The sequence below is a fragment of the Mumia sp. genome, from assembly GCF_028803055.1.
GTDB lineage: Bacteria > Actinomycetota > Actinomycetes > Propionibacteriales > Nocardioidaceae > Mumia.
This window is the reverse complement of the sequence record NZ_JARBCJ010000144.1, coordinates 1-8,993: the sequence shown is the minus strand read 5'-3', so window position 1 is coordinate 8,993 and position 8,993 is coordinate 1. Positions and strand designations below refer to the sequence as shown.

The following is an 8,993-nucleotide window of genomic DNA, read 5'->3' as shown; positions in this document are numbered from 1 at the left end:
AGGATGTGTACGACACAGACCATCCCTCATGAGGAGTCCGTAGTGGCAAGCATCGAAGCGGTCGGAGCACGAGAGATCCTCGACTCGCGCGGCAACCCCACGGTCGAGGTCGAGGTCGCCCTCGACGACGGCACGATCAGCCGGGCGGGGGTCCCCTCCGGCGCCTCGACCGGCAAGTTCGAGGCGGTAGAGCTGCGAGACGGAGGCAGCCGCTACGGCGGCAAGGGCGTCCAGAAGGCCGTCGACGCCGTCAACGAGGCGATCCGCCCGGACATCATCGGCCTCGACGCCGACGAGCAGCGCTACATCGACCAGACGCTGCTGCGCCTGGACGGGACCCCCAACAAGGGGCAGTACGGCGCCAACGCCATCCTCGGGGTCTCGCTCGCCGTCGCTCGGGCGGCAGCAGACTCGGCGGGCCTCCCGCTCTTCCAGTACGTCGGCGGCGCCAACGCGCACGTGCTCCCGGTGCCGATGCTCAACATCCTCAACGGCGGCGCCCACGCCGACACCGACGTCGACATCCAGGAGTTCATGATCGCGCCGATCGGTGCGAGCAGCTTCGCGGAGGCGCTGCGCCAGGGCGCGGAGGTCTACCACGCGCTGAAGTCGGTCCTGAAGTCCGACGGGTTCGCGACCGGCCTCGGTGACGAGGGCGGGTTCGCCCCCAACCTCGGCTCCAACCGGGAGGCGCTCGACCTCATCGCCAAGGCGGTCGAGACCACCGGCCTCAAGCTCGGCACGGACATCGCCCTGGCGCTCGACGTCGCCGCCTCGGAGTTCTTCAGCGACGGCGGCTACCGCTTCGAGGGCGCCACCAAGACCGCTGCCGAGATGACCGCCTACTACACCGAGCTGGTCGAGTCGTACCCCATCGTCTCGATCGAGGACCCGCTGGACGAGGACGACTGGGAGGGTTGGACGGCCATCACCAGCGAGCTGGGCGGCCGGGTCCAGCTCGTCGGCGACGACCTGTTCGTGACCAACTCCGAGCGCCTCCAGCGCGGGATCGACGAGGGCGCGGGCAACGCGCTGCTGGTCAAGGTCAACCAGATCGGCACGCTGACCGAGACGCTGGACGCGGTGGACCTCGCCCACCGCAGCGGCTACCGCTGCATGATGAGCCACCGCTCGGGCGAGACCGAGGACACCACGATCGCCGACCTCGCCGTCGCCACGAACTGCGGCCAGATCAAGACCGGCGCCCCGGCACGCTCGGAGCGGGTCGCGAAGTACAACCAGCTCCTGCGGATCGAGGAGCTCCTCGACGACGCGGGCACGTACGCCGGTCGCGCGGCGTTCCCGCGGCTGAAGGCCTGACGCGGTGCCGCCGACGTCGCGCCGCCCGTCCTCGAGGCATCCGGGCCGCCGGCCCGGTGCCGCCCGCCGAGGACGCGCCGCGACGCCGGCGGCGGCCGAGGCCGTCACCACGTACGGCTCTCCGCGGATCACCCGCCGGATGGCGGTGCTGCTCCTGGTGCTTCTCGTGCTCGCGATCTCCTACGCCTCGAGCCTGAAGGCGTTCCTCCAGCAACGTGACGCACTGGCGACGACGCGGGCCCAGATCTCGGAGTCCAGCGCCGCGATCGAGCGGCTGGAGAAGGAGAAGCTCCGCTTCGACGACCCGGAGTACGTCGAGCAGCAGGCGCGCTCGCGCTTCGGGTGGGTGATGCCGGGAGAGATCGGGTTCACCGTCCTCGGCCCCGACGGAAAACCCGTCGGCAAGGGACCCGAGCTTCCCGACGCCCCGCCCGCGGCCAGTCCGGGCCCGCAGTGGCACGAGACGCTGTGGGGCTCGGTCGAGGTCGCCGGCGGCGTGCCCGACAAGACCACTCCGACCCCGAGCGACGAGGTCGTGACCCCCAAGATTCAGGACGAAGGCCAGTGATCGACCGACCTCCCAGCCAGGCTGACCTCGACGCGATCCAGGCCCAGCTCGGCCGACCACCGCGAGGCGTGGTCGCGGTGGTGAGCCGATGCCCGTCCGGTCATCCGAACGTCGTCAAGACCGAGCCGAGACTGCCCGACGGCACGCCGTTCCCGACGTTGTTCTACGTCACCTGCACCCGCCTCAACGCGATGATCGGCACCCTCGAGGCGTCGGGACTGATGCGGGAGATGAGCGAGCGCCTCACCGAGGACGACGAGCTCGCCGCGGCCTACGCCCGCGCCCACGCCTCCTACCTCGAGGAGCGCGAGGCTCTCGCCGAGGTGCCCGAGATCCACGACGTCTCCGCAGGCGGGATGCCGACCCGGGTCAAGTGTCTCCACGTCCTCGTCGGGCACGCGCTCGCCAAGGGACCCGGCGTCAACCCGCTCGGCGACGAAGCCGTCGTGCTGCTCGGCGACTGGTGGACGGGGACGACCTGCGACGGACCCGGAGAGCCGCCCGCTCAGCTCGCCGGCGCTCGGGAGGTCCCGTGAGCGTGAGCCGGGTCGCCGCGATCGACTGCGGCACCAACTCCATCAGGCTGCTGGTCGCCGATCTGGACCGTGAGGCGGCGACGGCGACCGATCTCGTCCGACGGATGGAGATTGTCAGGCTCGGGCACGGCGTCGACCGGACGGGGAGGCTCGACGAGCGTGCCCTGGAGCGGACCTTCGCGGCGTGCGAGGACTATGCGCAGGTGATCGCCGAGTGCGGCGCCGAGCGCCTGCGCTTCGTGGCGACGTCGGCGACGCGCGACGCCGACAACGCCGACCTCTTCGCGGCCGGTGTGCGCGAGCGCCTGGGTGTCGTGCCCGACGTCGTCTCCGGAGCCGAGGAGGCCGCGCTGTCGTTCGCCGGCGCGACCCGCGACCTCCCCGGCGTCGACCAGCCGCTGCTGGTCGTGGACATCGGCGGCGGCTCGACCGAGCTCATCCTGGGCCGGGACGGTGCTGCCGAGACCGAGCAGTCGCTCGACATCGGGTCGGTGCGGATGACCGAGCGCCACCTGCACAGCGATCCGCCGACGCCCGAGGAGATCGCCGCCTGCGTGGCCGACGTCGACGCGGCGCTCGACGGGGCGACGGTCGACCTCACCGACGCGCGTACCGTCGTCGGTGTCGCCGGCACGCTCACGACCGTGGCAGCGCACGTCCTCGGACTGGACCGGTACGACTCCGCCCGTATCCACCACGCGCGGCTGGCCGTCTCCGACGTGCTCAGCTCGTGCGCCGCCATCGTCGCGGCGTCGCACGCGGAGCGGCGCTCGTGGCCGTTCATGCACCCGGGTCGAGCCGACGTCATCGGGGGAGGCGCACTGATCGTCGCCTGCCTCCTGCGACGTGCGGCCACGGACACTCTGGTGATCTCCGAGCACGACATCCTCGACGGGGTCGCCTGGTCGCTGGTGTGAGCGCTCCCGGCGCTCACGCCCCGATGGCGGTCTCCAGCGTGGAGGCGCTCCGAGCGGCCCAGAGCTGACGCAGGATGCCGTCGAGCACGTTCGCACGGTCGAACTGAAGGGCGTGAGCGCGCGCGGCTTCCGCCTTGCGGAGCCGGTCGGACGCGCTGGTGCGCAGGACCGCCTCGTCGATCGCGGCAGCGATGCCCGCCGGGTCCTCGGTCCCCACGATCGTGGCGTGGTCCCCGACCGCCTCGCCGATCCCGCCGGTCTCCGTCGTGACGACGGGACCGCCGCCGGCCAGCATCTTCTCGACGAGCGCGATCCCGAACGTCTCCACGAACTCAGGCCGCGGCTTGCTCGGGAGGACGAAGGCAGCGCACCCGGCCATCAGGAGCGGCTTCTCCGCGTCGTCGACGTCGTCGAGGAAGAGGATGCGGTCAGCGACCGGACAGGAGGCGGCGTGGTCCCGCAGCTCCTGCGCCTCCGGTCCCCGGCCGGCGATGACCAACGTCGTCCGGCGTGCCGCCGCGCTGCGGGCGAACCCGTCGATGAGGTCGTCGACGCCCTTGGCCGCCGCGAGCCGGGAGAGGAAGAGGACGTAGTGGTCGCGCTCCAGCCCTCGAGCCGCCAGCGCGTCGTCGATCGCCGTCTCGTCGAGGGCGGTGTAGGCGCGGGTGTCGATCGCCGGGTACGAGATGCCGATGCGCTCCTCGCAGGCGACGGCGAACCGGGTGCCGTGGCGTGCGTCGATCTCGCGCGCGCACGCGACGACCAGGTCGCGGGTGTAGCGGGAGACCGCGAGGCAGACGTCGTTGCTCAGGTAGGTCGTCAAGACGTGGGCCGCGGCCCCGAACCGGTCCTCGTCGAGGCACGACCGCACCACGTTGGTCACGTCGGACCCGACGGCTTCGGCGACCGTGGTGACGTCCACCGGAAGCCCGGTGGCCCGTGCCACGCGGACGGCGTCGGCGACGGCCATCGCGTGCGGGCTCAGGTAGAGCGACAGGGCCACCGTCGGCACTCCGTCGGTGAACAGCTCCACGAGCCGGCCGGTGAGCCCGGCGAGATAGCGGCCGTCTGGCACCTTGTAGTCGCCGACGGGCGCAGGGCGCTCGACGGCGATGCCCGGAGAGTAGGGGAGGACCGAGTCGAGGGGCTTCAGCGGAAGCCCTGCCTCCTCGAGGCGGTCGATCGGCCAGGTGACGATGCGGACGTCGGTGAACCCGCGGGAGAGCGCGGCCTCGGCGAGGTTGCGTGCCTCGCCGGAGTGCCCGCAGATGACGGGGTCGGCCCGGACCACGATGACGAGACGGTACGGCGGTTGCATGGTCATGACACCCCATTCGGTGGAGGGACGGTGACGACACCCGTACGGCTGGAGCCGGCGGGGAAGGACGGCGGGAACGACGACGGGTCGCGCCCCCACGGGCTGGGCTGGGCTCCGAGCTCGACGAGCAGGCGCCCACCCCGGTGCAGCTCGGCGCCGTCGAGCCAGGTGCGGTGCAGCGGGCGGCCGTCGAGCCATGCGGACTGGACGTACTGCGGCGGCGTGTCCGGGCCGGGCTCGACGAATCCGGTGGTCTCCAGCTCGAGCGTGGCCTCGCCCAGCCGCATCACCGCGCCGGCGAAGGAGGGTGCGTTGAGGAGGAACACGTTCTGTCCGGCCACGGGGAAGAGGCCGAGCGACGCCCAGACGTACCAGGAGCTCAGACCCCCGGAGTCGTCGTTCCCGGGCAGGCCGCCAGGCCCGGTGCCGAAGCGCTGATGGAGGGCGGCGTGCACGATCTCGGCCGTACGGTCCGGTCGCCCGGCGTAGTGGTACGCCCAGGGTGCCTCCATGTCGGGCTCGTTGTTGAGCCCTTCGAACCGGTCCAGCGCGTAGCCGCGTGCCATCTCCTGGACGCTGGGGCGTTCGCCGGGCTGCGTGACCCCTTCGGCGTCGTAGCCGAAGAAGCGGTCGAGCATCGCGATGAACGCCTCGGGTCCTCCCGCGAGCGTGATCCGTCCCGCCATGTCGTGAAGCAGCCGGAACGAGTAGTTCCAACGGCCGCCCTCGTAGAACGTCGAGTCCAGCAGCAGCCCGGTGGCAGGGTCGAATGCGTTGCTCCACCCGGCGGCGTACGGAGCGAGCTCGGCCGCCAGCGCCTTGTCGCCGACGTGCTCGGCGACCCGCTGGGTGCACCAGTAGCCGAAGGCAAGGTCGAGGGTGTGGCTGATCGGATGGGCGACCCCACGCAGGAGGTAGTCCTCGCCGTAGCCCCGACGGAGGTCGTTGTGCATGTGGACGAGCGCCCAGTCCCAGTCGACGCCGGCCAGACCGAGCCCGCAGAGGTCGGCGAGGAACGTCTGCACGAGAGCGCTCGCCTGGCGGGAGAACACGTCGGCGCCTCGCGCCATCCGGTAGCCGATCGGGAGGTTGCCCTCCTCCTCGCACACGTGCAGCAGGGCATTGGCGAGCTCCACGGCGCGTTCTGGGACCAGCGCCGTGAGCAGGGGGAGCTGGGTGCGGTAGATGTCCCACATCGTGCTGATGTCGAAGGCGAAGGGCCCGTCCGCGGGCCAGAACGGGCTCTCGTCCGGTGCGAGGCACGGCTTCACGAGGGAGTGGTAGAGCGCGGTCTCGAAGACCGTACGGCGCTTCGGGTCGGGGCAGTCGACCTCGATCAGACCGAGGTGCTGGTCCCACGCTCGCGTGGTCGCGGCACGCCGCGTCGTGAAGCTCGTCCTCTGCTGCCCGCAGTCCGCGACGAGGTTGGTGTGTGCCTGGGCCGTTCCCCGCAGCGAGAACCCCAGCCGCAGCTCGACGACCTGACCGGCGGTCGTCGGACCCGCCCACATCACGCCGAACGGGCGCAGCGTCGTGGTCCGGATGTCGCTGAAGTCGAGCCGGCTCCCGCCGGCCATCAGCCGCCGGTCGTACCAGAGCATCTGCCGCCACCGGTCGGCGTCGCACTCCAGGTGGACCGCCAGCGGTGCACCCTCGACGACGATCTCGCCGCGCGCGACACCGGGGGCGACGGACTCCAGGTGCGAGCGCAGAGGGACGGTGGCGCCGTACGGGATGGCGAGCCCGCCGAGGGAGAGGTCGACCACCAGCCGCGCGTCGTGGTGCGCTGGGAACGTGTAGCGGTGCACGGCGCTCTTGGGGCCGACCGTGATCTCGCACCGCACCCCGGAGTCGAGGGTGGCGGCGTACCAGCCCGGACCTGCCTCCTCCTCGTGCAGTCCCCACGTACGCCCGAGGGCGTCGAGGGGCTCGAGCATCGGAGTGACCCGGAAGTAGTTGTAGTACTTGCGGATCGCGCCCGTGCCCGACTGCTGGAAGTGGGTGAACCCGGAGGCGACCGGCTCGTCGAAGATGGCGGTCGGGACGCCCTCGGTGCTGAGGTCGTAGCGCCCGTAGCCGGTCGGGTACGCGCCCGAGTAGGAGCACGCGGAGACCATCCCGAGCGGGTGGCAGGCGCCTGGGTGGGTGTTGCCGACCTGGGGCTTGGGCGACCACCAGGTCGCGGCGAGACCGGTCGCGGGAGGCAGGTCGGTCGCGGACGTGCCGATGAAGGGGTCGACGACCATCGGATCCTCCCCTCGTCGCACACCCGGTGCGTGCACCGGCTCGAGCTCGTGCGTGGACGCTACGTACGGCACGTGTCGAGCGGATTTCGTGGAGGTGAAGGTTGTCGGTCGGCGTCCGGACTAGGGTGGGAGGGTGTCTGGCAGAGTCGACGGTGACCCGCTGACCTCGTCGGCGTTCACCTCGCCGGTCCTGCCCGGCACGGGCTGGCCCGACGATCCCGCGACTGCGTCGACGCCGGTGGCCGAGGGCGCCGCCGACGTCCGCGCGCTGGCCGCCCGGGCCGACTCTCTCCACGACCTCGACGCACGGGTCTCGGTCTGTCGCGCGTGCCCGCGCCTCGTCGCGTGGCGTGAGGAGGTCGCGGTCACCAAACGGCGGGCGTTCGCCGACGAGCCGTACTGGGGGCGGCCGATCCCCGGGTGGGGCGACCCCGAGCCGAAGGTCCTGATCGTCGGCCTCGCGCCGGCCGCGCACGGGGGCAACCGGACAGGCCGGATCTTCACCGGTGACCGCTCCGGCGACTGGCTGTTCGCGTCGCTGCACCGTGTCGGCCTGGCCGCGAAGGCGACCAGCACCCACGCCGGCGACGGCCAGCGACTGCTCCGAGCCCGCATGGTCGCCGCCGTGCGCTGCGCGCCTCCGGCGAACAAGCCGACTAACGATGAACGCGACACCTGCGCACCCTGGTTGGAGGAGGAGCTCCGTGAGGTCCTGCCCTCGGTGCGCGCGATCGTCGCCCTGGGCGGCTACGGCTGGGACGCGGCGCTGCGGACCCTGGGTGCACTCGGTGCGGTGGTCCCGCGACCGCGGCCGAAGTTCGGTCATGGTGTCGAGGTCACCCTCCCGAAACCGTCGGGGGGTACGGTCCAGCTTCTGGGATGTTTCCACCCCAGCCAGCAGAACACGTTCACAGGACGGCTCACCGAGCCCATGCTCGACGCCGTCATGATCCGCGCCAAGGAGGTTGGAGATGACTGAGGGCACCATCGAGACGCATGCCACCGGAGTGGCCGGCCGACTGGTCGACCTGCTCGTGCAGGTCTACGGCGAAGCACCGCCGGTCACCTTCACCGCCTGGGACGGCTCCCGCGTCGAACCCGAGTCGGGTGACGCCGACATCGAGGCGCACTTCGAGTCGCGCCGGACGGTCCGCCGGCTGATGTGGTCGCCGGGGCAGGAGGGCATCGCCAAGGCCTACATCGCCGGCGAGCTCACGGTCGACGGGGACCTCGAGACCGCGGTCCGCCTGATGCGCGACTACGTCGAGCAGGCCTCCGCCAAGCGCGCCCTGGAGCCCGCCGACCGGCGTGAGGTCCTGCGCCTGACCGTCCAGCTCGGAGCGGTGGGGCCTGCGCCCCGGGGACCCTCGGAACCGGTCGACGCGGTCACCGGACACCTCGACGTCCCGGGCCAGATCCGCGCCGAGCTTCCCGCGGAGCTCGCCGACGCGATCCTCGGCAGCGGCGCCGAGGAGGCAGACGCACGGACCGAGATCGTCTACACCGTGCCCGAGCCACTCAGTGCCGCCATCGCCCGCTGGGAGAGCGAGGGCCTCGTCGTCGACGCCGTCCAGGACGCCGTCGCCGACGAGCGCGAGCGTCTGCGCCAGATCGGGGGACGGCTGATGGAGCACTGGGACGCCGTCGTGGACGCCGTCGGCGTGCAGCACACGCGGATGTGGCGAGTGTCGCTCGTGCTCGTGCGCGACAACCTCGAGCGACGCGCGGTGCGGGCCTACGCGATCAGCGGAGCCCCGGCATAGTCGTCGCCGGTGCCGTCGCCTGAGCGACAATAGCCCCACGCTCCTGTAGCCCAACGGCAGAGGCAGACGGCTTAAACCCGTCTCAGTGTGGGTTCGAATCCCGCCGGGAGCACGTGCCGACCGCTGCCCGCGGTCGTCGCTCGCCCGAGACCACCCAGGTCGCGGTGACCGGCGCGGATGCTGGAGCGGTTCGGCCGGATCGCCGAGGCGTCGGTTTCGTCGACGACCCGTTCTCACGCGCGCGTGACGCTGCGCCGGAGCGCCTGGGCAGGGAGCCAGCGCGACGGGCGTGAGGCCCGGCTGCCCGGCTCAGGCTTGGAACACG

At 71.7% G+C, this 8,993-nt stretch carries 8 protein-coding genes and 1 tRNA gene; 7 read left to right on the top strand and 2 right to left on the bottom strand.

Going from position 1 to position 8,993, the window contains the following annotated elements; genetic code table 11:
- The first annotated feature begins 42 nt into the window (after positions 1–42).
- The 4 genes from eno to PV363_RS13270 are packed head-to-tail and all read left to right on the top strand — an operon-like array spanning position 43 to position 3,341.
- Positions 43–1,320, top strand: coding sequence for a phosphopyruvate hydratase (gene eno, locus PV363_RS13285; protein WP_220343657.1), 1,278 nt, complete (start codon positions 43–45; stop codon positions 1,318–1,320).
- A 4-nt stretch (positions 1,321–1,324) separates the two neighbouring features.
- Entirely contained in the window at positions 1,325–1,888 is a 564-nt protein-coding gene (locus tag PV363_RS13280; RefSeq protein WP_220343658.1) for a septum formation initiator family protein, read from the top strand.
- The gene (locus PV363_RS13275; protein WP_220343768.1) at positions 1,888–2,424 is read left to right on the top strand and encodes a DUF501 domain-containing protein; all 537 of its coding nucleotides are present in this window, start codon (positions 1,888–1,890) and stop codon (positions 2,422–2,424) included. Before PV363_RS13280 ends, PV363_RS13275 begins: the two co-directional genes overlap by 1 nt.
- A 2-nt stretch (positions 2,425–2,426) precedes the next feature.
- Positions 2,427–3,341 (top strand): Ppx/GppA phosphatase family protein, encoded by a 915-nt coding sequence (locus PV363_RS13270; RefSeq protein WP_301022557.1) that lies wholly within the window; start codon positions 2,427–2,429, stop codon positions 3,339–3,341.
- Positions 3,342–3,354: 13 nt separating this feature from the next.
- On the opposite strand, the gene PV363_RS13265 is transcribed toward PV363_RS13270, so the two are convergent.
- Together PV363_RS13265 and PV363_RS13260 are read right to left on the bottom strand one after the other, a co-directional pair.
- On the bottom strand, positions 3,355–4,665 hold the full coding sequence (locus PV363_RS13265) for a glycosyltransferase (RefSeq protein WP_301022556.1): 1,311 nt from the start codon (positions 4,663–4,665) through the stop codon (positions 3,355–3,357).
- Positions 4,662–6,905, bottom strand: a complete 2,244-nt coding sequence (locus PV363_RS13260; protein ID WP_301022555.1) for a glycoside hydrolase domain-containing protein — start codon at positions 6,903–6,905, stop codon at positions 4,662–4,664. The genes PV363_RS13265 and PV363_RS13260 overlap by 4 nt, the downstream gene beginning before the upstream one ends.
- A 133-nt stretch (positions 6,906–7,038) precedes the next feature.
- Between PV363_RS13260 and PV363_RS13255 the strand changes: the two genes are divergently transcribed.
- From PV363_RS13255 to PV363_RS13245, 3 genes are all read left to right on the top strand, one after another.
- Positions 7,039–7,884: a uracil-DNA glycosylase gene (locus PV363_RS13255; RefSeq protein ID WP_301022554.1), complete on the top strand. Its 846-nt coding sequence runs from the start codon at positions 7,039–7,041 to the stop codon at positions 7,882–7,884.
- Positions 7,877–8,668 carry a hypothetical protein gene (locus PV363_RS13250; protein ID WP_301022553.1) on the top strand — a complete coding sequence of 264 codons (792 nt, stop codon included), beginning with the start codon at positions 7,877–7,879 and terminating at the stop codon, positions 8,666–8,668. Before PV363_RS13255 ends, PV363_RS13250 begins: the two co-directional genes overlap by 8 nt.
- Before the next feature lie 39 nt (positions 8,669–8,707).
- A tRNA-Leu gene (locus tag PV363_RS13245) sits at positions 8,708–8,780 on the top strand.
- Positions 8,781–8,993 lie beyond the last annotated feature (213 nt).

Bases quoted from the DNA above. Each gene is read 5' to 3' on its own strand.
- PV363_RS13260 (WP_301022555.1), bottom strand. From the start codon at position 6,905: ATGGTCGTCGACCCCTTCATCGGCACGTCCGCGACCGACCTGCCTCCC.
- PV363_RS13250 (WP_301022553.1), top strand. From the start codon at position 7,877: ATGACTGAGGGCACCATCGAGACGCATGCCACCGGAGTGGCCGGCCGA.
- PV363_RS13265 (WP_301022556.1), bottom strand. From the start codon at position 4,665: ATGACCATGCAACCGCCGTACCGTCTCGTCATCGTGGTCCGGGCCGAC.